The 24,331-nt window shown below is 46.3% G+C and carries 19 protein-coding genes and 1 tRNA gene; 9 read left to right on the top strand and 11 right to left on the bottom strand.

Features of this window, described 5'->3' with window-relative positions; all coding sequences use genetic code 11:
* Positions 1-105 precede the first annotated feature (105 nt).
* Both VNK96_08500 and VNK96_08495 read right to left on the bottom strand, forming a co-directional pair.
* Complete coding sequence (locus VNK96_08500) at positions 106-2,451, bottom strand: CocE/NonD family hydrolase (protein HWP31742.1); 2,346 nt, start codon at positions 2,449-2,451, stop codon at positions 106-108.
* 129 nt (positions 2,452-2,580) lie between these two features.
* Complete coding sequence (locus tag VNK96_08495; GenBank protein ID HWP31741.1) at positions 2,581-2,949, bottom strand: VOC family protein; 369 nt, start codon at positions 2,947-2,949, stop codon at positions 2,581-2,583.
* 214 nt (positions 2,950-3,163) lie between these two features.
* On the opposite strand from VNK96_08495, the gene VNK96_08490 reads away from it, so the two are divergent.
* On the top strand, positions 3,164-4,315 hold the full coding sequence (locus VNK96_08490; protein HWP31740.1) for a hypothetical protein: 1,152 nt from the start codon (positions 3,164-3,166) through the stop codon (positions 4,313-4,315).
* Between the two features lie 56 nt (positions 4,316-4,371).
* On the opposite strand, the gene rpmI is transcribed toward VNK96_08490, so the two are convergent.
* Together rpmI and infC are read right to left on the bottom strand one after the other, a co-directional pair.
* The gene (gene rpmI, locus VNK96_08485) at positions 4,372-4,566 is read right to left on the bottom strand and encodes a 50S ribosomal protein L35 (protein HWP31739.1); all 195 of its coding nucleotides are present in this window, start codon (positions 4,564-4,566) and stop codon (positions 4,372-4,374) included.
* The gene (gene infC, locus VNK96_08480; protein ID HWP31738.1) at positions 4,523-5,083 is read right to left on the bottom strand and encodes a translation initiation factor IF-3; all 561 of its coding nucleotides are present in this window, start codon (positions 5,081-5,083) and stop codon (positions 4,523-4,525) included. Before infC ends, rpmI begins: the two co-directional genes overlap by 44 nt.
* A 148-nt stretch (positions 5,084-5,231) precedes the next feature.
* Here infC and VNK96_08475 point away from each other — a divergent pair, with 148 nt between their 5' ends.
* The 3 genes from VNK96_08475 to VNK96_08465 all read left to right on the top strand — a co-directional run bounded on the left by VNK96_08475 (position 5,232) and on the right by VNK96_08465 (position 9,619).
* A complete protein-coding gene (locus VNK96_08475; GenBank protein HWP31737.1) occupies positions 5,232-7,328 on the top strand; it encodes a thioredoxin domain-containing protein in 2,097 nt (698 codons plus the stop codon).
* 55 nt (positions 7,329-7,383) lie between these two features.
* Positions 7,384-8,706, top strand: coding sequence for a dihydrolipoamide acetyltransferase family protein (locus VNK96_08470; GenBank protein ID HWP31736.1), 1,323 nt, complete (start codon positions 7,384-7,386; stop codon positions 8,704-8,706).
* Between the two features lie 304 nt (positions 8,707-9,010).
* Entirely contained in the window at positions 9,011-9,619 is a 609-nt protein-coding gene (locus tag VNK96_08465) for a hypothetical protein (GenBank protein ID HWP31735.1), read from the top strand.
* Here VNK96_08465 and VNK96_08460 read toward each other — a convergent pair.
* Complete coding sequence (locus tag VNK96_08460) at positions 9,613-9,975, bottom strand: DUF5658 family protein (protein ID HWP31734.1); 363 nt, start codon at positions 9,973-9,975, stop codon at positions 9,613-9,615. The two genes, VNK96_08465 and VNK96_08460, sit on opposite strands and share 7 nt — an antisense overlap.
* A 167-nt stretch (positions 9,976-10,142) precedes the next feature.
* Between VNK96_08460 and VNK96_08455 the strand changes: the two genes are divergently transcribed.
* On the top strand, positions 10,143-13,631 hold the full coding sequence (locus tag VNK96_08455; GenBank protein HWP31733.1) for a DNA polymerase III subunit alpha: 3,489 nt from the start codon (positions 10,143-10,145) through the stop codon (positions 13,629-13,631).
* Between the two features lie 45 nt (positions 13,632-13,676).
* A tRNA-Arg gene (locus VNK96_08450) sits at positions 13,677-13,752 on the top strand.
* An 86-nt stretch (positions 13,753-13,838) separates the two neighbouring features.
* Here VNK96_08450 and VNK96_08445 read toward each other — a convergent pair.
* The 6 genes from VNK96_08445 to topA form a co-directional block, all read right to left on the bottom strand.
* Positions 13,839-15,071, bottom strand: coding sequence for a cytochrome b N-terminal domain-containing protein (locus VNK96_08445; protein HWP31732.1), 1,233 nt, complete (start codon positions 15,069-15,071; stop codon positions 13,839-13,841).
* Between the two features lie 45 nt (positions 15,072-15,116).
* Positions 15,117-15,749, bottom strand: coding sequence for a PilZ domain-containing protein (locus tag VNK96_08440; GenBank protein HWP31731.1), 633 nt, complete (start codon positions 15,747-15,749; stop codon positions 15,117-15,119).
* On the bottom strand, positions 15,731-16,534 hold the full coding sequence (locus VNK96_08435) for a hypothetical protein (protein ID HWP31730.1): 804 nt from the start codon (positions 16,532-16,534) through the stop codon (positions 15,731-15,733). The genes VNK96_08440 and VNK96_08435 overlap by 19 nt, the downstream gene beginning before the upstream one ends.
* Positions 16,531-17,454 (bottom strand): LCP family protein, encoded by a 924-nt coding sequence (locus VNK96_08430; protein ID HWP31729.1) that lies wholly within the window; start codon positions 17,452-17,454, stop codon positions 16,531-16,533. The genes VNK96_08435 and VNK96_08430 overlap by 4 nt, the downstream gene beginning before the upstream one ends.
* Before the next feature lie 13 nt (positions 17,455-17,467).
* A complete protein-coding gene (locus tag VNK96_08425) occupies positions 17,468-17,749 on the bottom strand; it encodes a hypothetical protein (protein HWP31728.1) in 282 nt (93 codons plus the stop codon).
* A gap of 110 nt (positions 17,750-17,859) precedes the next feature.
* Positions 17,860-20,487, bottom strand: a complete 2,628-nt coding sequence (topA, locus tag VNK96_08420; GenBank protein ID HWP31727.1) for a type I DNA topoisomerase — start codon at positions 20,485-20,487, stop codon at positions 17,860-17,862.
* 89 nt (positions 20,488-20,576) lie between these two features.
* On the opposite strand from topA, the gene VNK96_08415 reads away from it, so the two are divergent.
* The 3 genes from VNK96_08415 to ispF are packed head-to-tail and all read left to right on the top strand — an operon-like array spanning position 20,577 to position 24,327.
* Entirely contained in the window at positions 20,577-22,016 is a 1,440-nt protein-coding gene (locus VNK96_08415; GenBank protein ID HWP31726.1) for a transglutaminase-like domain-containing protein, read from the top strand.
* Between the two features lie 14 nt (positions 22,017-22,030).
* Positions 22,031-23,134 carry a PIN domain-containing protein gene (locus VNK96_08410; protein HWP31725.1) on the top strand — a complete coding sequence of 368 codons (1,104 nt, stop codon included), beginning with the start codon at positions 22,031-22,033 and terminating at the stop codon, positions 23,132-23,134.
* Positions 23,131-24,327, top strand: a complete 1,197-nt coding sequence (gene ispF / locus VNK96_08405) for a 2-C-methyl-D-erythritol 2,4-cyclodiphosphate synthase (protein ID HWP31724.1) — start codon at positions 23,131-23,133, stop codon at positions 24,325-24,327. Before VNK96_08410 ends, ispF begins: the two co-directional genes overlap by 4 nt.
* Positions 24,328-24,331: the final 4 nt, after the last annotated feature.

The raw sequence follows: 24,331 nt of genomic DNA, 5'->3' as shown, positions 1-24,331 counted from the left end.
CCGGACCGGCTGCATAGCCCCCACCGGGTCAGACTGGTCATCCTCCGCCGCTTTGTGAAAATGTGAGCGAGGAAGTAAGTACGAATACGAATAGAAGCAATTTTTTCACTTCTCTTGTGATAATACCCGGAAACGCACTACGCTTGGGTGTTTACGGTCATGGTAAATGGTTTGATGAGCTGCTACCATTCGCACTGCGTCTTTAATCGGCTCTCCCGTGTTGAGGTTCCTCGCATATTCGGGAAACATATCGCTTGTAATAATGACACCGATGCGATGGCCTTTCTCGAAGTAATGCGCGAATTCCCAATGAGGGATTTTTGCTTTATAGATTCTTCCTGGTTTTAGCAATTTCGGTTTATCCCAACCCGATAAATATTTCGCGCGGATTTTCCCAGGAAGACCAATCATTCGCATCGTCCCTTTTTCGTCTATATCTACGAGCATCCAAAAGAAATCCGTATCGACAGAAGAGGTCGAGAAGTGCAGTTCCAATTCTGCAGGACCGGCAATTTCCATTCCTTCTGGCAACGGGTCTGATTTGTAAATCAAGACATCTTGTTCTGCTTCTTCCAATTTGAATATCGTCGAGATTTTCGACGGGTCCATGGTCGCTATTTCCGGGCGAATTCTCGCATCCGCAGGATTGTATGTGTATCTATCCGGTTCGGTGTTCTGAGGGGGACTTTCCGAAAGTGTCCCGAGCGAACTATTCCCGTTGGCTGGTCCTTTAGAATCGAGATAGAAAACCTTTTCTTGCGATTTCAGGGGGGGCCAATCTTCGAATTCTCTCCATATGTTCTCCCCTGTAACGAACACGCGCACCTTAGGAACTTTCGTAATCCCCACCTCTTTTCCTTTTAACCACGTATCGAACCAGCGAAGCCAGAGCGAATTCAATTCGAGAACTGCATCGGGACCGTAATCTACATCTCCGAGACGTGAAGTGGAATTGAAGGCATGAGTCCAAGGTCCATAGATGAGCCACTGTTGCTTGTGACCCAATGCGCGCAGGGTTTCCCAATTGAGTTTCGTTCCGATTCCATCACCATCCCACCATCCGCTCACATGAAGAACGGGAATTTTGACTTTTTTCAAATCGTTCATGAAGTTTGCACTGCCGAACGAGGAGCGTGTCTCCTTGGATAACCATTCGTCATAGAAAGGAACATTTTGTCCGATGACTTCATCGTCCACTTTAGAAAGAGGAAGGGTTTTGAATTTTTCCAGCTTATCGGCCAGCATGTCTATCTTTTTGAGATTTTCACGACTTCTTACGATGTTCGCCCACCATACCGAGCCATAAAGGAAAAAGATGCCGAAATCGTAAGGAATATTGAAAAATGGGTCAGGGGGGGACACTTGAGGAATGATGCATTTCAAAGCGGGATGCGCTTCTACTGCCGCGCACCATTGAACATATCCTACATAACTTCCCCCCATCATCCCGACATTTCCGTTCGACCATGGCTGTTTGCTAATCCAGTCAAGCGTGTCATAACCGTCTTTGCGCTCATTGACGAACGGAACCCATTCACCACCGCTATCGTTGCGCCCTCTGCAGTCTTGCACGATATAGACATATCCGCGTTTTGCCCACCAATCCGCATCTATGAACACTTCTTCGCGACCATAGGGAGTGCGGACGAGGATAGCAGGAAATTTTTCCTCCGCCACTGGATAGGCAATATCTGCCACGAGTTCCACCCCATCACGCATCTTAATTTTTACACCTCTCTCTATTTTTGTTCTGTACGTGGGCTGGCTCAGTTCTGGATATTTCGTCGTCGGGTCGACGACCAGGTCTTTGTAATCCTCCAAAAGTCCTGTAAATCTTTGCGCAGGGACATTGAAAGCGACTAAACGCTGTTTTTCGTCGAGATAGATCTCGATATCTACTCCTGTCCCGGCGCGCAAAAGATATTTCTCTACGACTTCCTTTTTATTTCGAATTTCGATGGTTCGTGCTTCGATTTTCTTGATGTCGAATTTCAAAGTTCCTGCATCGTCGAGTTGAAATACTTCGCTCGAAGTCCAAAGTGTTGGGTCTAGACTTTTAGCTAAAGCCTTTGCGAGCGTAGACCATGTTGCAGGATGATAATTAGCGAAATAAATTTCATGAGGAGAGAACTCTTTTTCGATTATTTTTCCTCCGACCTCGATTTTCGCCTTCGTGCCTTGGGCACTCACTTTGGATTTCGTCTCTGCGATTTGTTGTTCTAAATCGTATTCTGATAATTTCCCGTTCGAAAGGCGTCCCTGCAAATTACTTTGCATGGTTACGGACGAGATGGTGATTTTCGTTTCAGAACGGAACGACCCGTCTACATCGAGAGAATAAATACAGCTGCCGACTTTAGAGTCGGAAAAGAAGAATTCATATTCGAGTTTTTCCTGAATAGCGCTAGGATGAGCAAGAGACAATAAAAAAACTGCAAAAAGACTATTCATTTTTTCCCTCCAATTTAGTCACGATCTGACGAACACGGAAATGTCAGCCTAAGCATTGGGCCTATGCCACATCGACCGTGAACGAAATTCGGATGTATTAAACCACCGAAATTCGCATAAAACGATGATTTACATTGCTGATGGGTCGGGCTGCCAAAGACCGAAGGTATTACCCTCCGTGTCTTGGCAAACGGCAAAATATCCATAGGAGGGAACGGCAGTTTTTGGTACGAGGACCTCGCCGCCCTCTTGTTCCACTCTTGCGGTCGTGTCTGAAACAGAAGCTACATCGAAGTACATCATTATTTCGCCGCCTTGTTGCTTTGGCATAATCGCGCCACCGATGCCTTCGTTACCGTCTGAGGATTTCGTGTTCACGAACCAGTAATTCGGCATGCCGGGTGCAGGGCTGATGTCCCACGAAAAAATGTTTCGGTAAAAAGCACTCGCGCGCTCCATATCTTGCGCTGGAATTTCGAAATGACAAATCGTCGGCATAACGTTCTCCTTTTTGTAGGTCAAAAATTCCGAAGAAACTCCTCGGATGGCGCGATTATAGCATGCTCATTTTACGTAAAAAGAAATAAAAGGCGTCATTTGAAGTTATTACGAGGTAAACTGATTTGACTTATCAAATGCTCTGGAGAGCAGTTTTCGGTAACCTCGTTAGTTATAACCAACCTACGAAATTTTGCAAAGGAAGGGAACACCAATGAACAAGACCAATGTCGCCCTTTTCGAGGGAATTAAGCCACTCATTCAATACGAAGGAACCCCATGTCTGTCTATCTATTTTCCGGTCATTTTAGGAGGCGACTCGGCATATGTCAACGCTACGCGCTTCAAAACCCTTCTCCATACGGCTGAAGAAAAACTACAACATAGGGGCATGAGCGTAAAAGAAATCGAAGAATTTCTCGCCCCCGTTACTGCTTTGCAAGGGGACGTGAAATTTTGGCAGGACCAAGAAGAGGCGCTCGGCGTGTTCGTCGCGAAAGATTTCTTCCGAACCGAAAAATTGAGAGTGCGATGCGATGATTTCGTCTTTGTGGGTAATCGTTTTTATGTTCGTCCACTTATCGCGATGCTTAATACGAACGGAAAATTTTATATCTTGGCGTTGAGCGGAAACGATGTTCGATTGCTCGAGGCCACGAAAACCTCTATAAAAGAAGTAGATTTGAGGCATGTCCCGAAGAGTTTAGCCGACGCATTAAAATACGACGAGGTGGAAAAACAATACCAATACTATAATCCACTGCCGCGAGATTTCGCACTGGGACACGGTCATGGTGGGGGTGAAGAACTTTACAAAGAACAACACGTGAGATATTTTCAGCAAATTGATAGGGGGCTGCACGAATTTTTAAGAAATGGACATATCCCATTGGTTCTCGCAGGCGTCGAATATCTTCTTTCCATTTATCGTGAAGTGAATACATACCCGAATTTAGTCGAGGATGGGATTACGGGGAATCCCGATAGAGTGAGAGTCACTTATGAAGAACTCAGAGAGAAAGCATTACCTTTAGTAGAACCCGTTTTCCGCCAAGCGCAAAAAAATGCTTATGAACAATATCGAAATTTTGTCGGAACCGGGAAGACATCGAATCGTATCGAAGAAATTCTTCCTGCCGCTGATACCGGGCGGGTCGGCATTTTGTTCTTGCATTCGCAAAAACATCTTTGGGGAACTTACGATAGAGAAAAAAGCACGGTAACGATTCATGCTGAACCGAAGAATGGAGATGAAGAATTGCTTAACCTTGCAGCAATCTTTACTTTGCAAAATTCCGGAAGGGTTTTCGAAGTCTCTGAAGAAATGCCCGACACTACAGAGTGTGCAGCAGTATATAGATTCTGAAATTTTTAGAAACAAACGAGGGTTTTAACGCGCCTTTATCTACAACGCGCTAAAAGTTAGATTCCTAAAATCTTGCGTATGCGTCGCGCATCTCCGGGACTCAAAACCGTCTCTTTTTCCAATCGTCGCTTTCGAGCGCCACTCTTATGCAAAAACATATGGCTGTTGTACGCCTTACGACGCATGATTTTGCCGGTCCCGGTTATCTTAAACCGCTTGGCTGCTGTTTTGCTTATCTTTAGTTTCGGCATCTTTCGTTGCTCCGATAAATTTTCGATTCGGACTAATCACCATCGTCATTTGATTACCGTCTAAGGTAGGTGGTTTCTCGACGATAGCCAACTGTCCTAATTTCTCTAAAAACCATTCTAATTTCGCTTTCGCGATTTCTGGATGTGAAAGTTCTCGTGCTCTATGTCGCACGACGAACCGCACCTTGTTCCCCTCTTCCAAAAATTGAATCGTCTTCTTTAGAAGAATCTCGAGGTCGCCTAATGCGGTTCCTGGGCGGAATTGTATCCCTTTTAGTTCCTGTTTTGCTCGCTTCGCTTTGGATTCGCGCTCTTTTTTATCCAATTCATAGCGGTACTTGCCGAAATTGATGATTCGGCATACGGGGGGTGTCGCTTGTGGAGCTACCATGACCAGGTCGAGCCCGGCTTCTTGAGCCATTCGAAGTGCCTGCCTTGTCTGTACGATACCGATTTGTCTTCCATCCGAGCCAATCAATCGAACATCGGGGTATCGAAGGCAGCGCTCATTGAGCAAAAACGAAGGCTCGGAAGGCGAATCCTTTTTCTTTATTCTTTCACCTCGGGAAAGAGCATATGAGATAAGTATATCATCGGGTTCATGTTTATTTTCTCTATTATGACGTAGAATATCTCATGACTATTCGACCTCGAGGGTTGGCGTGATGAGTACAAATAGGCTTGCAAGTGCTGTCAGCCCCTATCTCCGGCAACACGCTCATAATCCCGTTCATTGGGAACCCTGGGACCCTGACGCATTGTCTCGCTCGAAACAAGAAGACAAACCCATCTTCCTTAGCATCGGTTATTCCTCGTGTCATTGGTGCCATGTCATGGAACGAGAGAGTTTCGAAAACGAAGAGATTGCAAAAATCCTCAATGAAAATTTTGTTTGCATCAAAGTAGATAGGGAAGAGCGCCCTGATATAGACGAGGCATACATGCTCGCGGTTCAACTCGCGACCGGTCATGGTGGTTGGCCGATGAGCCTGTTTCTAACCCCTGACTTGAAGCCATTTTTCGCAGGAACGTATTTCCCTCCAGAAGACCGAGGAAATTACGCTGGGTTCAAAACCCTTTCGCTTTCCATTGCGCAGGCGTGGAGACGTAATCGGCAAGAAATTCATCAAGCGGCGAACGAATTCGCACAAGCGTTAGAACAATATAGAACGAGCCGAATTCCCCCCCCAGCGATAGACTTGAGCACGGGAACTTTAGATTCGTGTTTTAATGCAGTGATTGCCGAGTTTCGCGAAGGTCGTTTCTCTCGCCCGAAGTTTCCCGCGCATTCCTCTATCGACTATCTGTTGTTCTTGGCAGAAGATTGGGAGAAAGAAGGAGCGCTCGAGGCTGCAGTCGAACAGTTGAACGCTATGGCATTGGGGGGGATTCACGACCATGTCGGTGGGGGCTTTCACCGTTATTCGACGGATGAAGAATGGCTTCTTCCGCATTTCGAAAAAATGCTCTATGATAACGCTCAATTTCTTTATAACTATGCCCGCGCGTATCGGTTGACAGGCGAGAAAGAATACAAAAGAGTTTGCGACAGACTCGCCGAATGGGTATTCCGAGAGATGACGACTCCTGGGGGGGCGTTTTATTCGGCAATCGACGCCGATGTAGCCGGAGAGGAAGGTTCGTTTTACGTTTGGAGCGCTGACGAAATTCGAGAAATCCTAAAGGAAGAAGCAGAGGAATTTCTCGAAACCTTCGGATGCAAACAAGAGGGGAATTACGCTGACGAAGCTTCCGGAAAGAAAACAGGGAAAAACATTTTACATCTCGAGCATTTTCAAGGAAACCGCTGGGATAGCGCATTGGAAAAACTTAGAAATGCACGCGAAAAGCGCCAAAAGCCAGAACGCGATACGAAGATGTTGACCTCCTGGAACGGTTTGATGATAAGTGGTTTGGCATTGTCAGGATATATAGCCGAAGCGAAGCGAGCCGCAGATTTCCTCTTATCTGTTTCGCCCATCCCACATCAATATGCAGATAGTTCACCAATAGGAGACCCCTTTTTAGAAGCCGTATACGTAGTTCGTGGTTTGTTGGATTTGTCGGATGCAACAGAAGACGGTGAATATCAAAAACGCGCTGAGAAACTTTTCGATTATTTCCTCGAAAACTTTCACGACGACGAAAACGGAGGATGGTTTTTCAGTGGGAGAAATCAAGAACAATTCTTCGGCCGTTCGAAGCCGGTTTTAGATTCTGCAACTCCCAGTCCTAATGGCGTTGCAATTCAGTGCGCGGTTCGTTTAGGGCGATACGAAATTGCAGAGAAGGATTTATCTTTTCTGCACGGATGGATGCATCGAGTACCGACTATGACAACCAGTCTCCATTTGGCTCTTGGAATGTTGCTCGAACATCGCCCGAGTCGTGCAGCGGTTCAATTGGAAACTCCTCGTGTCCAGTTCGAAATTTCTCCTAAAGAAGCGCCAGTTCAAAATGGAAAAGTCCGATACGAGTTGAAAATTGTCATTCCGAGCGGTTTTTATATTCCTTGTTCCGATTCTAAACCCGGAGAAACCCCTTTCGAACTTCGTGTAAAAGGAGAGGGAAAATGGGAGGCGAAAGTCGATGTTGGCAAGGGGCGTTTAGAAGGCGAGGAGAAGTTCGTCATCGAAGGACAACCGCCATCGTATGAGGAAGGCGAAGTGAAAGTGGTCATTCGATGCCAATTGTGCAAAGAAGGAGAATGTTTGCTCCCGGAAACTCGAGAAATTAGCGCGGTTTGGTATCGTGAAGAATAAATCATAAACACTCCCTACACTTTTTAGGTGTGCAAAGGTAGAATCCCATCAGACTATGATCGAAGTTATCATGCCTAAGATGGGTGACGCGATGGAGGAAGGCACCCTTGTGGAATGGAAAAAGAAGGAGGGTGATAAGGTGGAATCCGGTGAAGTCATCGGAATGATTCAAACGGATAAAGCCGTGGTCGAATTGAATTCTCCTGGAAGTGGCAAACTTGCCGGGATTTTAATTTCGGAAGGAGAGACAGTTCCGGTTGGAGAGCCGATTGCTGCAATCCTATCAGAAGGTGAATCGCTTCCCGAAGATTGGGGGGGGAAAGCGAAAGGAAAAGCCGAAGCATTCGAAAAACGAAATGGAGAGACTGCTGCGCAAGAAACGAAGGAAGTAGAAAAAATAAAAGCCAAAGAGAAAGTACCGGTCGCAGAGAGAGTTCCTGAGAAAGCAGAAAAGCCACAACAAATAGAACAAGTAACCAAACTTCCGACGAAAGAAAAAGAGCCTGGTCGGGTGCTCGCAAGTCCTTTGGCGCGAAAACTCGCTGCGGAAGCGGGCATCCCTTTGGAAAGCATCGAGGGAACGGGACCGGGCGGGAGAATAGTCGAACAAGATGTTCAAGAGGCGATTAAAAAGTTAAAAGCAGCTCCTGCAGTAGCAGCAGCAATACCAACGGTTAGCGAATTAAAGGAAGAAAAACGAAAACTTACATTCCTGCAAAAAATCACAGCGGAAAGGACGACACTCTCCAAACAGCAAATTCCTCACTATTACGTAACTGTGGAAGTGGATTTAGAAAACCTCGAACGGTTGCGCGATATGCTGAAAGAGCAAGAGCCAGACATGCGCATTACGATTAATGATTTCGTAATCAAAGCGTGTGCTATGAGTCTCATGAAAATGCCTCATATCAATGCTACTTACGACGGGGATTACATGCACATTCACGGTGAAATCAATATCGGTGTGGCAACTGCTGTTCCAGACGGTTTGACTTTACCGGTGCTAAAAAATGTGGAACGGAAATCCTTGCGAGAAATAGCATTAGAAGTGCGCGATTTGGTAAACCGAGCGCGAGAGAATCGCTTAAAACCAGACGAATTAGTTGGAAGCACTTTCGCGATTAGCAATATGGGCATGTTCAATGTAGAGAATTTTGCAGCAATCATTAATCCTCCGAATGGAGCCATTGTTGCAATTGCAACCGCAAGGCGAATTCCCGTTGTCCGAGAAACTGAAGAAGGAGAAGAATTGGAAATACGCACTCGTATGAAAATCACAGGCTCTTTCGATCACCGTATTATTGACGGGGCTGTCGGAGCGGAATTTATGGGGGTTTTGCGGGAATATCTGGAATCTCCAATTCGTCTAATATTATAGGACAGCGATTTTAAACCCGCTGCCGAAACTTTAACTTATGAAGAAGGTTTCCCAGTCTGCCAATAAAGATAATGTGTCTGGCTTTCATGGGGCGTCGCGCGTCGGGCTGGCTTTCCTTTTCTTTCTCGCTGTTTACTTTAGTCTTCCTACTTCTTCTACCTCTCCTCCTGCAAGGGGCGAAACAGAGACTATAAATGGCGAAACAGAGACTATAAATACGGAAGCAACCTCAAACAATAATAAGAATCCTGCGGACGCATCTTTTGCCCCTATTTCTACTTGGCTTGAACCGAATATACAGTCAGTGCTCGCTGAGATTGATTTCGATGGCAATCTCGTTTTTAGTTATCGTTGGGAAATGGACGCGGGATTGTGGTCGAAGGGTTTAGAAACCGTTACGGAAATCGCAACATCTCTCACGGGGAGTATTTCCACTTTAGAATTTAAACTAAGAGAAAAACAAAGCATCAATATATCGGATTGGGATGATTCTTCGGTCATAACAAAAGTAAAAGAAAAAATTCTTTCCTCACTACTCTTTCGAGCGGATTCCGTGGAGGCTAAATCGAGTCCGTTCAGGTTGGTGGAACTCGCTTTAGAGTCGAACATCCCCTCCACAGGTCTTTCCGAAGTTTATTATACGAACGCTAAAGACGGTATCGCGCTTTACGAAGAATTTACGATGTCGAACATTCTCAGAAATTCCGTAGATATAGAACCTTTCGCCTTTCGTGAACAGGCTTATAGGTTTGCACGCGAATCTCTCGGATTCGAAGACATAGGAATTTCGAGGAGAGATTGGGGTGATTCGGATTGGCAATATCCCAGTGCTCATATGTCAGACATCTCCGACGTGTCCGATATGTCCGATATGTCTGGCATGTCCGGGATGTCCGGCATATCTCCTCAATAATAACGCAATAAATTCAAAACATAAAGCCATGTATATGCGATAAACGCAGTCCATGTGCCGATTTCCGCTGTAAAGGGTCGTTTTGTCCTTGCCCATTCCAATATCAACAGCGGGATAATCGTAAACATGAGTTTCCCGCTCACGAGTGCCCACTCTCCTTTTTTAGCCAAATTCGCGAATATGGGGTTTGCCTCCCCGAAGCCCTGGTTGAGAAGAAACAAAGTCGTAACTAAGTCGAAAAGAATTACCGTTACCAAACATAGGGTGCTCAACCGCACTCTGCCGCGCCACCAATTCTTGTTCACGGTCGGCTCCTCGACTTGGAGTTCTACGACAGCATTTGTTTCCTCGTGCATCGTCTCTTTCATAGACTTCGTAAAATCCGATTCGTACACATACTATATCTTCGGAAAAGTCTTTCCTGACTTTACAAAATTTACAAAAACAGACAAAATCTAACAGAAAATATTAACGTTTGACGCACTAAAGGCTCTAACTTCGTCATACTTTATGCAGCCGCAAGATGGCATTCGTACATCTTCATAACCACTCCGAATATAGCCTGCTCGATGGCGCTCAGCGCATCCCGAGCATGGTTGCGCGCGCCAAAGAGTTCGGAATGCCTGCTCTGGCAATCAGCGACCACGGGGTGATGTACGGAGTGCTCTCTTTTTACCTCGAATGCAAAAGACAGGGAATCAAGCCTATTTTGGGGATGGAGGCATATGTGTCTCCTCAAGGCAGGCATAAAAAAACGGGAAAAGAAGACGCCTCTTCCTTCCATTTGTTGTTGTTAGCAAAAAACGAAAAAGGATATGTAAACCTTTGCAAATTGGCAACGATTGCTTCCCTCGAAGGTTATTACTACAAACCTCGTATTGACCATGAAATTTTGCGCGAATATTCCGAAGGGCTAATCGGCACTACGACATGTTTGGGAAGCGAAGTATGTCAGTCTTTGCTCAACGGTGATTATCAATCCGCGAAACGCACGGCGGAGTTATACAAAGATATCTTCGGAGAAGAAAATTATTACGTCGAACTCCAAGACCATGGATTGAAAGAGCAACTTGCTATTCGAGAAGGGCTTTTGAAAATTGCCTCCGAATTGAATCTTCCTTTAGTTTGCACGAACGATTCGCACTATCTCGATAAAGGCGATGCGGATGCTCATGACGTGCTTCTTTGCATACAAACCAACTCGCGTGTAACGGATTCCGACCGTTTGCGCTTCGAGACGAAAGAGTTTTATTTGAAATCTCCTCAAGAGATGAAGGAACGTTTTACAGAGTTTCCGCAAGCCATCGAAAATACACTCGCCATTGCAGAGCGATGCAATGTTCAACTCGAATACGACCGCGTTGAACTTCCTGATGTTGGAATTCCTGAAGGTGTCGAACCTGACGTCTATTTGAGGCAACTTTGTGAAGAATCTCTTTCGAAAGCATATCCTAAGGAAGAACCAGAAGTAAAACAACGGTTGGAATACGAATTAGACATTATCAAAAAAACAGGCTTCGCGAAATATTTCCTTCTCGTACGTGATTTCGCGCAATATGCAAGAAGAAACGGCATCTATTATGGCGTTCGTGGCTCTGCCGCCGGGTCATTGGTTTCTTATCTTCTCGAAGTTACGAACGTAGACCCATTGCAATATGGTTTGACTTTCGAAAGGTTTTTGAATCCAGAAAGAGTCCAGATGCCGGATATCGATATGGACTTCGAGGATGCGCGTCGAGATGAAATCTTGCAATACGTCCGTGAGCGTTTCGGCGAAGACCACGTTGCGCAAATTATCACTTTCGGAACTTTAGGTGCGAAAGCAGCAATGCGCGATGCAGGAAGAGCATTAGGAATGTCCCTTGCCGAGGTGGACCGCCTTTGCAAAATGATTGGTGGTCAAGGTCCGTATACCACGACAATCGAAAAAGCATTAGAACTTTTTCCGGAATTTCGACAAGCATACGAAAACGACTTGAATGCTCGCAGGTTGATAGACACTGCACGCACTATCGAAGGAGTTAGTCGTCATGCTGGTGTTCATGCAGCAGGCGTTGTGATTAGCAAAGAACCTCTCATCGAACGTATGCCCTTAGCGAGAGGGAGCGATGGACAAGTCGTAACCCAATATCCGATGGACGTTCTGGAATCTCTCGGTCTTCTGAAAATGGACCTTTTAGGATTGAGCAACCTCACCGTTCTTTCTCGCACTATCGATAATATCAAAAAAATGGGCAAGGGCGAAATCGATATCAATTCCATCCCATTAGACGATAAAGAAACGTACGAGATGTTAGGAAGGGGGGAAACAGTCGGTGTGTTTCAACTCGAAGGGGAAGGGATGAGAAGATACGTGATGCAACTCAAGCCGGAAAGTATCAAAGAACTCACAGCGATGGTTGCATTGTATCGCCCAGGTCCCATGGAGCACATTCCCGCCTACATCGAAGGAAAGTTCAAAAAACGAAAACCGAAATACCTCGATCCCCGGATGGAACCCATACTGCGGGAAACTTACGGAGTCATCACCTATCAAGACCAAGTATTGCAATTAGTGCAAACACTCGCAGGATTTTCGTTGGGAAAGGCGGACATCTTGCGGCGCGCGATGGGGAAAAAAGACCGCAAATTGCTCGCTTCGATGAAAGTGGAATTTATGATGGGATGCGCACAAAACGGTGTATCCGGAGAAAATGCACAAAAAATCTGGGAGTTGTTAGAACCATTCGCAGGTTATGCTTTCAACAAAGCGCATGCGGTTTGTTACGCATTGCTTGCCTATCAAACGGCATATCTCAAAGCGCATTACCCTGTCGAATTCATGACAGCGCTTCTGAGTGTGTATCGCGAGAAGGAAGAGCGTGTAGTCGGGTTGGTAGAAGAATGTCGTAGAATGAAAATCGAAGTCCTCCCCCCCGACATTAGTAAATCAGGAATCGATTTCGTATTAGAAGACGGCAAAATTCGCTTCGGATTAGGCGCAATCAAAGGCATCGGTGAAGCGGCAGTAGAAGGAATTCTTAAAGCACGGGAGGAGGGTCCTTTTACTCATCTTTATGATTTCGCTTTGCGTATTAAAAAATACGGGGGGTTGAATCGAAGTTCGCTCCAAGCGCTTATTCGAGCAGGAGCGCTCGATTCCATAGATCCCAACCGAAACAAATTGCTTGGAGTAGTAGACACCGCGTTGGCTTGGGCTGAACGCGTATCGCAGGAAAAAGAAATAGGGCAATCCGAACTTTTCGAAGGGGGTGAGGGAACCCCTTCTTATCCGATTCTTCCCGAAGTTCCCCCCCCAACCCGCGAGCAACTCTTCGCTATGGAACGCGAGGTTTTAGGTGCGTACATTCATGCGCATCCTCTGCACGACGTTACAGACGAGGTGAATAAAGCGGCTACGCATAGCACGAAACAATTATGGGAACTCAGCGACGGAACAGAAGTAACTCTCGCTGGTGTCATTGCCAACGTCCGTGAGACTCGCACGAAAACGAAAAAAGAACTCATGGCGACGATCGTTCTCGAAGACCTCAGTGGGCAAGTTGTCGTTACCGTGTTTCCGCAATTGTATGAGCAAAATAAGCATCTTCTTCGAAAGGACAAACTTGCAGTCATAAGAGGTCAGGTAAGGCATCGAGACCTGCCGGGCGGTTCCGGTAAAGGAATCGAAGTCATCATGAAAGAAGTGCGACCTTTGCGTTCGAATAGCGAATCGAATTCGAGTAACGGAAATACTTCAAATTCACCGGGAACCGTGAGAGTGAGGCTTCTAAATGCTCGAAAAAGCGAATTGAAAAAAATCTTCGAAATCGCAAAACAAAATCCGGGCGATTTTGAACTTTGTATCGAAGTACTCGACCCGTCATTCCAACCCGCAAAAGGTGAGCCTCCTAAAGTACTGACAAGCGTTTTGCTCCCTCTTCGTGTTGGAGATGGCAAGTGGCTTCGAGATTTGAGGCTAAGTGTCGCTAAAGGTTATGTCTTTTTAGAAAGACGCAACGGAATTTTCTGAGTTTTCCGTTGGTTGTAGATTGACGAAGGTATCATAGAAGTAAGCGCGCTCGTAGCTCAGTGGATAGAGCAACAGGTTGCGGACCTGTAGGTCGGAGGTTCGAATCCTCTCGAGCGCGCCAAAACGTATATAAAACTTCTCGTGAATTTGAAATACAAAAAACTGCTGTCGCTATTTTTTATCTCTCCCCAATTTTGCAGACGGTTCTTATTTTAAAGAGCGCAAATATTCGACTAAGGCGATTCTGTCTTCTTCCGGCAAGTGACCGAACGACGGCATACGGGTTACTCCTTTGCTTTTCGGGTCTTTCAAGAAATCCATGAGCCATCTCGGGTCTGGATGCTTTCTGCCTACACCGTTTAAATCCGGTCCTACTCGCGATTTGCCTAAACTGCCCACGCGATGGCAACTCAAGCAAGCAGAATTGCGGAAGATTTCGCTTCCACGTTCGGCGAGTGCTTTATTGATGGGGATGTTCACGAATTTACTTGCGTCGTGTTTGTCTTCGAAAGACGGCTCTTCGAACGGGGGAACAACGACATTACCATAGGAAATACCGAATAAAAATAAAAATATCCCCCCCACGACGAACCCGAAACGTCCGAAACTTCCATTACCGCCTGAAGGATTCCGAAAAAGGAATGGCAAAGCGAATGCGATAATCGAAAGAATGAGTGGTATTAGCAATGCGCCGACCCATCCTAAATCCGAACGGAATTGACTGAAAACATTGAGCAAACTATGCATGGGAAGCACGTACCACATCGGTCCTGTGCTTCCGGTCGTGTCGCCTTCCGTTGCAGGGGGTCCTAAAGGAGTATCGAAAATAATTGCAATAAGAATTGTTAAGAGCAATGACAAAGTCAAAGCGCTCATTCTCGTGCGAGGAGAAGCGATTTTCCAAATCGTACGAAGAACGGGTATCGCGAGAAGCACGAATAAAATCGGCAATAGAAAGCGATGCAGAAAATACCATCGGGAAAGCGTTTCGGTGGTTACTCTTTCCCCCCCTAAGATGAAATAAAACAAGTTATCTCCGATTTTAGGGGTGCTAGAAGCAATGCTCGCCTCGACATAAGCGGTGCGGACATCGTGTTGCGAGAAGGGAAGAAGGTTTCCGCTCATTTGCGAGGCTAAGCAAAGAACGAACCCCCCCAAAGCTCCCCACCATATCCAGCGACGTTCCCAAGTGAATGCACCGTTCCAAAGCAAATAGAATATGTTCAAAAGCCCGGTAACGATAAGAAGAGCGCTAGTCCAATAATGAAAATTGCCAAGAAATGCCCCGAATAACGACTTACGAAGGGCACTTACTGATTCGTATGGTTGATGAAGATTGTATGAGAAAGCAAGCAATATGCCGGTGAAAAATTCCAGTCCGATGAGGCTCCAAAAGACGAAGGCGAGAAAACCGAGCCACTTGTCTTCGTCTCTGTTCATCGTCTTCTGAGGGTTTATTGATTCTTAAATAAAAACGTGCGCTTTTTATATAAGGTTCCTGCGAATTTCTTTGCGAATCGCCTTGAGAATGTTTTCAGGAAGAGACGTAAACCGGATGCCAGTTCGATACATACCCGAGCCTGGACGTATGGCATGGCAGTTCGCAATAACTCCTTCGCATTCTAAAGCGACTTCACTTATACCGTGTAATTTTAAAAGAAAACGGACGCTTTCACCGACTTCTACGAACATCGGGATAGAAATTCCGATTCCTCCTTCTGATAAGTCTTGTAAAACTCCTTCTCGAGAATCATTAGCGAATTGGATAAGCGCAATGCCTTTAACTTCTACGCGAGGATGTGCTCTACGTTCCCTTCGAGACGGTGCACGCATGAGCCAGACTCGTGATTCTTCGTTTCTTAAAATTATCGCTCGCAAAGAACCGTTAGAATGACGGATACGAACTTCTGTGTTGGTGAAAGGGAGTTGTTCATATTTTTCGAAAGGCTCGAAGGTAGAAACATATTTTCCCGAAGGTTCGATCTTGCCGAGCGTTCGCTTGTTTTTCCATTCCATCATGCATTCTTCGAACGCGAGTGGAGCGACAGATGGAAGAGAGGATTCCCCTGTGAGTGACTTACACGCTCGAATTGCTTCCTCTAACGAAATGGTGCCCATAGCCCCGTAGGAAGCGTACCTGATTTCGTTACGACTTGGTCACTCGCATGGAGAACGAGAATCGAGCCATCTACAGTCAAGGCTAACGTTCCACGTCCTCGATGAAGCGGTTCGCGTGCCTCCATGGGAATCGAAGGGTTTTCTGCAAAAAATGCGAGACGTGTGACGTACTTCGATTTCGCAGTCGGGAAGTGATTATTATCATCGTAGCCGATTACGAATCCGTCTTTGGGAGTTCCCGGAATAGGCAGCGGGTCGAAACTATTTCCATATCCGTTGCATATCGTTTCCGCGAGGAGCACGACGTTCGAAGGGCGCGCCACCTCGTAAAGTCGCGCGGTATCCAAGGCAGAGAGCATGCCATATCCGAGAGGAACCGACTCGCCTCGCCCCCCCGGTATGGAAATTTCCGTTTCCCATTCTGTGGGGAGTTTCGGATTATCGAATGCGTCACGGACAGAGAGTGCTCCGAAGACTTGTGATGCCCATATAAGAGGTTTTCCATATCTGTCGTGAACGATTCCTGTCCCACGTCTTTCCGCAATGGGGGGGAGCCCTTCGTTGTTGAGATGTGTATACACTTGAATAGCTTGCCCGATTGCTTGCAAATTTTGCTTCGAAACGACCCAATCGCGATGTTCTTTGCAGCCCCGCAAAAGATATAAAACGATGGGAATGCTAAGTATAGTGAGAAAAATTATAAAAAGAAGTTCTCGGCGAGTGGCTAAAGGAGAACGTCTGCGCTTTTCTTCTCGATCTTCTTCGGCGAAATGCGATAGGTTCACCGAGAAGAGACCGTCCTCGGTGACGGAGTTTTCAAACCGGATTCGATCAAAGCGTCGTCGAGTTTCGAAGTTATCGGTTTCAAATCGTATCCTCCCGCATCTTGAACGGGAAGGATTCCGTGTTTAAAACGATTCGAGGGAACACCGCTTATAAACTTACTAAGATGATGTATTTCATTCTCTTTGAAAGACGTAGAGACAATTTTTAGAACCTGATTCGCTATTTCTGCAATTTTTTCGGGTTGCGTCATGAGTTTGCGCTTGAAATTGATGAGGAATTCTTGCTGTCTTCTTCCGCGATGGAAATCGTCATCGTTTCGATATCGCAAATAGGCAACAGCATGCTGACCGTCGAGAAGGATTCTGCCGGGCTTGAAGTCGATATCGAGTTCACCTGCGCGGTCACGATACTTCATACGTTTTTCTATGAAAACTTCGACCCCGCCGACTGTATCTACGAGTTGTTTAATCGCAGAGTAATTCAAAACGATGATTCTCTCGGGTCGAATCCCTGTCAATATTTCGACTCCTTGTGCAGTCGCCTCAGGACCAGCGAGAACATGAAGAGCATTAATGCGCATCGGGCGATAACCGGGAACCTCGACAACGGTATCGCGTGGAATTTGCATCATTCCGATTGCATTGTTCTTGAAATCCAAACGAATGAGGTGAATAGAATCCGTTCGCGCCCATTGGTCTAAAACTTTTCCGCGTGGAGCACGATTCTCGTCGCATCCCAAAAGCAAAATGAAAAGTTCATCACGACCTTCGAATGGATTTGCCGGACCTATTCCGAAAAAGTCTTGTACATGGTATTTCACGAATGGGCTGACCTGCATCATTCCCAATAGGGTGCCGAAAGCGAGCGAAACAAAACAAACGAACCCGTAAAATATCCATCGAATCCAGTTATGCAACATTCTTAATCCTTTCTTACGTTAGTGTCTGCGCTTCGGCGACTCGCTCTATAGGAATATGGATTCGAAAAGTCGTGCCTTTTCCGGTTTTCGGAATCCACTTCGATGAACCCATCGTGACCAGTAGCGAGTTCCCGAACGATTTTTTACCCCAACCTGTTCTTGTGCGTGTTCCCCCGTTAGAAAACCCAGCGCCTTCCAGCACTCTCTGTACTGTCTCATTGCTCGTACCGCTTCCTTTGTCGCAGCCCTCGAGAATGTGGTTCGGGTCATCTCGTGATAGCGAATGGCTGCTCACCTATGGGATTTTATTTATTTTGGAATCGAGATTGCGATGCTTCGAAAACGTCGTGGATGGGATTCACCACGAAGCATCCTCTCTTGCATCGCGCGAATTTTACCTGATGATTAAGCAGTCTGCTTTTTTCGTTTTTGTTCCAAAAGGTTTACAGCTTGTTCTGCACTGATGTTCTCTGCAGTCGAACCTTTAGGCAAGGAAGCATTGACGGTTCCGTCGGTTACGTAATCGCCGTATTTTCCACGAAGAATTTTCACAACACCGTTTGCACCTTCGACTTCTCCGAAATCCTTCAATACGGTGGGGGATTTTTTCCACGCTCGTTTCCGTTTCGGCTCTTTTAGAAGTTCTAAGGCTTCTTCGAAAGTGATGTCGAATGCTCTTTCCCATGAATCTAAGTTTCGATATTCATTGCCATGTTTTACATATGCGCCGTACGGACCAATCGTTGCTATCACAGGTTCGTTATCTTCTGGATGTAAGCCGAGTTGGCGTGGAAGCCGGAGAATGTTTTGAATTTGCTCTTCGGTTAAATCATCTGCATGAATGCCTTTCGGTAGTGAAAACCGTTTCGGTTTTTGCCCCGATGATCTTTCTTCATCTGTTTGAGAGATTTCTAAATAATCTCCGTACCTTCCGTGGCGACGTACGACTCGGCGTCCTGTGCCTACTTCTACGGTAATCGTTTCACCCGAACGGGATTTCTTTTCTAACAGTTCGGAAGCCTTTTCGGGAGTGAGTTCGTCAGGTGGGGTAGTGGGGGGGATACTCACCATGTCTCTCGATTCGCCGCTCCCACGTTGAAGATAAGGACCGTATTTACCTACCTTCACGATAAGGGGCTCACCGGTTTTCGGGTCATTGCCGATGGTTACGCTCGGATAATAGGGCTCACCATTTTCTATGCGCTTCGCGAGTCCTGGCTGATTTTTTTCGCCATAGTAAAAGGCTCGCAATATGTCCACAGAAGATTGTTCTCCTTCGGCAACTTCATCGAGTGCTTCTTCCATCCGAGCAGTAAAAGCAACGTCTACCAAATCCATAAATTTCTTTTCTAATAAGTCGGTCACGCAAAACGCAGTGAAGGTAGGGACGAGTTCGTTTCCTCGTTTGAAAATGTATCCACGATCTTGAATCGTGCTGACGATCGTCGCATAAGTGCTCGGGCGTCCGATACCTTCTTCTTCGAGTTTTTTGATTAAGCTCGCTTCCGTATATCGCATAGGAGGTTTCGTCTTATGGGATTCTGCGACAACTTGTATGGGAAGCAGAGTTTGGTCGAGATGCAATTCGGGAAGTAGACTTTCGCTGTCGCTCAATTCCGCTTCTGGTTCATCAGAACCCTCCACATAAGCGCGTAAGAAACCGGGAAATACGATTCTTCGACCCGTTGCGTAAAAGACCAAAGGTTGACCATTGACATTTACTGTAACTTCTACATTCGTGTTCTCGAATTCGGCAGGCACCATTTGGCACGCTATTGTTCGTTTCCAAATGAGTTCGTAAATTTTGAATTGTTCATCGGTGAGATATTTCTTTACGTCCTGCGGAAGCCGGGTTAAATCCGTCGGGCGGATTGCTTCGTGTGCTTCCTGCGCGTGCTTTGCCTTCGTTTGATAGCGAATGGGTGTTTCAGGGCAAAATTCGTTGCCATACATGTTCTTGATCAGATTTCGCGCTTGCTGAATGGCTTTTTCAGAAAGTGTAACGCTGTCCGTTCGCATGTAAGTGATTAAGCCGATTCGTTCTCCGTCCAGGTCTACACCTTCGTATAATTGTTGCGCGATTTGCATCGTTCTTTGCGAAGATAGTTTCAGTTTGCGGTTTGCCTCCTGCTGCAAGGTAGAAGTCGTGAAAGGGGGGGCTGGAGACTTCGATGCAGGTTTCTTTTCGAGAAGTGTAACTTTCCATGGAGATGAATTCAAAGCGGCTTGAGCGAGTTCTTTTGCTTTCTCTTCGAGAAGATGAATTCTGTTCGTATCTTTGAGCGTGCCGGTTTTCGGGTCGAAACTATTTCCGTCCGCTATTCGACGGTCACCCAAACGAATGAGCCTCGCTTTGAAAGTCCCTTTACCGCTGTCGAGTTCCGCGAGCAAATCCCAATAGGTGGCGGAACGAAAAGCCATACGCTCGCGTTCTCTTTCGACGCATAGTCTTACAGCGACACTTTGAACTCTCCCGGCGCTCAAACCCCTCGTTACCGAACGCCATAAGATAGGGGAAATAAGGTAGCCATAAAGCCTATCTAAAATGCGTCTCGCTTCTTGTGCTTTAACCAAGTTTTCATCAATCCCACGCGGATTCGCCATCGCTTCTAAAATTGCATCGCGTGTGATTTCGTGAAAAACGATTCGTTTTACCGTTACATCTTTCGGAGGTGAGACCACCTGGAGTATGTGCCAACTGATGCTTTCCCCCTCTCGGTCTTCATCTGTGGCAAGCAGGATAGTGTTCGCTTCTTGGACAGCCTCTTTTAAGCGCTTGACATACTTTTGCTTGTCAGGCGGGATGATATAAAGAGGTGCGAAATCGTGTTCGATGTCCACCCCGAGGGTCGCCCATGGGATCTTTTTGTAACGGGAAGGAACTTGTTTGGCATTTTCGGGCAAATCGCGAACATGACCATAACTTGCCTCCACTCGATAGTCGTTGTCGAGCAAATGGCTGATGGTCTTCGCCTTGGCTGGTGATTCAACGATCACCAGTTGCTTTCCCGATTTTTTTTCGCGTTCTTTCATACTTTTCTTGGTCGTCGAGGGCATTTTTCCTGATTCGTCATACGTAATCTGTATAAATTGGCTGTGCTTCCCATATAAAATAAAAACATATGACCCTAAAAAACTCCTTCTTCCGATTTTTGGCGGCTCTTCTCCTTGCTCATCTGCCGATGCTCGCTTTGTCGGATACGGAGTATATCGGCGTTTTTCTGCAAGACCAAAGAATTGGAGCCATTATAGCCACCACGAGACCGACCTCTGACGGACGCTATTCCGTTGTGACGACAAAATTCGGAGCTAGGTTACTCGGTCAGGAGGCTATTTTAGAAGTCGTCTCCGAATCTTGGTCCGATTCGACTGGTCGGTTAACGAAGCAAAACGTACGAATGGAGAGCGCGGGAAGGAAGTCTCAGATCAAAGCGCTCTACGGGAAAGACAAGATAACGGTGACGAGAGAGTCCGAGGGGGAGAGGTTCACGAAGACCATCGAAGTTCCCCAGGATGGCTCTTTGGTGGATGACCCGGTGGTGACCCTCTTACAGAAGGGGAAACCGGAAGCGAGGACAAAGGCTGTCATTTACGTTCTCGACCCCACGATGCTTTCCCTCGTCCGGAACGAAGTGGAGTGGAAAGGGGAAAAAGAAATTACTTTTGGGGGGCAAGAGCGAAAGGCATTGTGGTTGCAAATCAAAGACCCGCGTTTCACGAGCGATATGTTTTTAGATCCTAAAGGTGAATTGATTTATGCCACGAGCGTCTTCGGTATGCAACTGCGTCCTATATCGCGGGAGGAAGCACTCGGAACGAATCAATATATCCCTTCTATTGATTTAGCGACTGCTTCGAGTGTACGCCCGGATAAACCGCTTATCGAGCCCGATAAGATTCTCAAATTGACCCTTCGCCTGGAAGGAGCGGATTTGCCTCTTTTATCGAGTAGTTCCCATCAAACTGTTAAACGCGATAGTAATGGAATTCTATTGACGATTCATCCTTACTATGGCAGTGAAAAATCTGCAGGAACGCTCGCAACCGTTAAAAAAGAGTTTACGGAATATACACGTGCAGAACCACAAATGCCCGTGAACAGCCCGGCAATAAAAAAATTAGCCAAACAAATCATCGGGAAAGAGACGAATGCATTCAAAGCAGCTCTACTCATCAATAAATACGTCCACAAAATCATGAAACCCAACGCGAGCATTGCGGTTATGCGGAATGCGGAAGAAATTCTTAAAACGAAAGAAGGCGTTTGCAGAGATTACGCGGTTCTGGCGGCAACTCTTATGCGTTCCATTGGAATTCCCGCGAGACTCGCGACGGGTTTGGTTTACTGGAACGATGGTTTTTACTATCATATGTGGGTAGAGGCTTACACGGGTACTGGATGGCACGCTTTCGACCCGACTCAAGGAAAAGAGCGAATTTCGGCTACGTATATAAAACTCGCTTCCGGAAACCCTGATAAAGCGATGGAAGTCTATACATTAGACGGGGTGAAAATTACGGTTCTCGAACAAGTTCCTGCACCAAAGGAGGTGAGACGATAACCATCGTAAGACTATTGAAACTTCTTTTCATTTTGCTGTGCATGGCAGTTGCTGGCACACTATCTTTTTTCCAAATTCCAAGAGGTCTAACGAATCTTTATCCAAAGATCGGAATGCTTTTGACGGGAAAACCACCGACTCAGCAAGAAATTCCGAATTTTAATGATCCGTTTGCCGTTGCTGCTGCCGTCGTATTCGGCGTAATCGCATCAGGGCTCTTCGCCGTTTTTTTGATTTCCTATATAGAGAGAGGATTAGCGCGTTGGAAGGAGATGCAAGACGCGGAGCGCATTACTTTTCTTTTTGCGGTATTGGTGGGGGCAGCAATCAGTATCCCGTTTCACATGTTGTTCTTCACATTCGGGAAATGGGCTATCACTCTAAGCATATTTCTTATGCTCGGCCTCATATGGCTGAGTTTTGCTGTTTTGAGAGGAGTTCAAGAAGCGTTTCCTTGGGCGAGAGGCGCTCCTCGACGCAAGAGCAACCTCAAGATATTCGATACGAGCGTCATTATTGACGGAAGGATTTACGAAGTTGCAAAAGCAGGTTTTTTGGAAGGTAAAATTTACGTTCCGGAATTTGTCATCAAAGAATTGCATAATATTGCAGATAGTCATGAGCCGAACCGCCGTCAAAGGGGAAGAAGGGGAATAGATCTTTTGAAGAATCTTCAGGCGGATTTCGAAATCGAAATTGGGACACATGATAAATTGGCGGGCGACCCGAACGACCCTGTAGATACTCGCCTTGTTCGTCTCGCTAAAGCATTAGGTGCTTCGTTGGTAACAAACGATTTCAATTTGAACAAAATCGCGCAAGTTCATGGAGTACCTGTATTGAATGTAAACGATTTAGCATTAGCGATGCGGCCTCACTATTTGCCTGGTGATGTGATTACTGTGCAGCTGGAACGCGAAGGTACACAACCGAATCAAGGTGTCGGATTTATGGACGATGGGACGATGGTCGTTGTAGACGAAGGTTTGTCTTATATCGGGAAAAGAATCCCAGTGAAAATCACGCAAGTACATCAGAGCACAGCAGGGCGCATGATATTCGGTGTGCCTGAAACGGAAGCGATAGAAGAAACGAAAACAAAAAGAGCCCGCGCATGACTTTCGCTCTTTTATTGGCGGCAGGAGCTTCAGAAAGGTTCTTCGCTTCACTGCCAGAGTCTTTGAAGTTTCCCGAGAATTCGAAAAAAATCCCATCGAAACTATTTTGGGAAATCGTTCCAGGTGTTCCTTTGTGGAAAATCTCTTATGAATCTTTGCGAAAACACCCGCTTATCGAAGGTGTTGGGATAGTTTGCAGGCAAGAGGACGAGCATGAATTCGAGAATGTAGGAGCAGCATTCGTAGTTACGGGGGGGGATACGAGGACACGAAGTTGCAAAAAAGGATTGCAGTCTATTCCGCAAGAAGTCGAATGGATTCTCGTTCATGATGCAGCACGACCTTTTGTTTCTTCGGCTTTGATAGAAAGGGTTATTCATGCAGCCGAAAAACATGGGGCGGCTATCCCAGCCATTCCAGTTTGGGATTGTCTAAAGAAAGTCGCAGACACATCGCAAATCATTACAGAGGTACGAGAGACGATTCCGAGAGAGGGAATATATTTAGCGCAAACCCCCCAAGTCGCAAGAAAGGATTGGATGGAATCGGCTTTGAATGTAGAACGAGATTATCCCGACGAAGCGGCAGCACTCGAAGCAGCAGGCTTTCCTATACAAGTGGTGATGGGCGAAAGTACGAATCTAAAAGTAACCACTTATTCGGATTTTCAAGTCATTCAGAAGTTGGCAACGGAGCCGGAGACTTCTGTTGGAATCGGCTATGACGTTCACAGCTTTTCGGATGACCCTTCGAGGGGGCTCGTTCTCGGAGGAGTAGCGTTCCCCGGGCACGCGGGTCTGCGAGGGCATTCCGATGCAGATGTGATTCTCCATGCTTTGACCGATGCTATTCTCGGGGCGTGCGGGCTAGGAGACATCGGTCAACATTTTCCGGATAGCGACCCAAAGTGGAAAGATGCGAAGAGCAGTCTGTTTGTCGAACAGGCAGTAGAATGGGCGAGGAAAGAGGGATGGAGTGTCTCTCACACCGATATCACTCTGCTCGCGGAAGAACCTCGAATTTCCGATAAAAGGGAAACTATTCGAGAAAGGGTAGCGTCTCTTTTACGAATCGAAAAGAATCGGGTAAATATCAAAGCGACTACTAGCGAGGGTATTGGAGCTATAGGACGACGAGAAGGTATCGCCGCTCTTGCCGTCGTAACTTTAAATAGAAAGGATATATCGGTTTAAGAAA

The organism is Fimbriimonadales bacterium (assembly GCA_035559795.1).
In the GTDB taxonomy this organism is placed as follows: Bacteria; Armatimonadota; Fimbriimonadia; order Fimbriimonadales; family ATM1; genus DATMAR01.
Note: the sequence above shows the minus strand (reverse complement) of the source record. Positions and strands in the feature narration are given on the sequence as shown.

Excerpts from the sequence above, each read along its gene's own strand:
- VNK96_08430 (HWP31729.1), bottom strand. The coding sequence starts at position 17,454 with ATGTTGCATAACTGGATTCGATGGATATTTTACGGGTTCGTTTGTTTT.
- rpmI (HWP31739.1), bottom strand. The coding sequence starts at position 4,566 with ATGCCGAAACTAAAGATAAGCAAAACAGCAGCCAAGCGGTTTAAGATA.
- VNK96_08460 (HWP31734.1), bottom strand. The coding sequence starts at position 9,975 with ATGCACGAGGAAACAAATGCTGTCGTAGAACTCCAAGTCGAGGAGCCG.
- VNK96_08475 (HWP31737.1), top strand. The coding sequence starts at position 5,232 with ATGAGTACAAATAGGCTTGCAAGTGCTGTCAGCCCCTATCTCCGGCAA.
- VNK96_08500 (HWP31742.1), bottom strand. The coding sequence starts at position 2,451 with ATGAATAGTCTTTTTGCAGTTTTTTTATTGTCTCTTGCTCATCCTAGC.
- ispF (HWP31724.1), top strand. The coding sequence starts at position 23,131 with ATGACTTTCGCTCTTTTATTGGCGGCAGGAGCTTCAGAAAGGTTCTTC.
- VNK96_08495 (HWP31741.1), bottom strand. The coding sequence starts at position 2,949 with ATGCCGACGATTTGTCATTTCGAAATTCCAGCGCAAGATATGGAGCGC.
- VNK96_08490 (HWP31740.1), top strand. The coding sequence starts at position 3,164 with ATGAACAAGACCAATGTCGCCCTTTTCGAGGGAATTAAGCCACTCATT.
- VNK96_08470 (HWP31736.1), top strand. The coding sequence starts at position 7,384 with ATGATCGAAGTTATCATGCCTAAGATGGGTGACGCGATGGAGGAAGGC.
- VNK96_08440 (HWP31731.1), bottom strand. The coding sequence starts at position 15,749 with ATGGGCACCATTTCGTTAGAGGAAGCAATTCGAGCGTGTAAGTCACTC.
- topA (HWP31727.1), bottom strand. The coding sequence starts at position 20,487 with ATGAAAGAACGCGAAAAAAAATCGGGAAAGCAACTGGTGATCGTTGAA.
- VNK96_08455 (HWP31733.1), top strand. The coding sequence starts at position 10,143 with ATGGCATTCGTACATCTTCATAACCACTCCGAATATAGCCTGCTCGAT.
- VNK96_08445 (HWP31732.1), bottom strand. The coding sequence starts at position 15,071 with ATGAACAGAGACGAAGACAAGTGGCTCGGTTTTCTCGCCTTCGTCTTT.
- VNK96_08415 (HWP31726.1), top strand. The coding sequence starts at position 20,577 with ATGACCCTAAAAAACTCCTTCTTCCGATTTTTGGCGGCTCTTCTCCTT.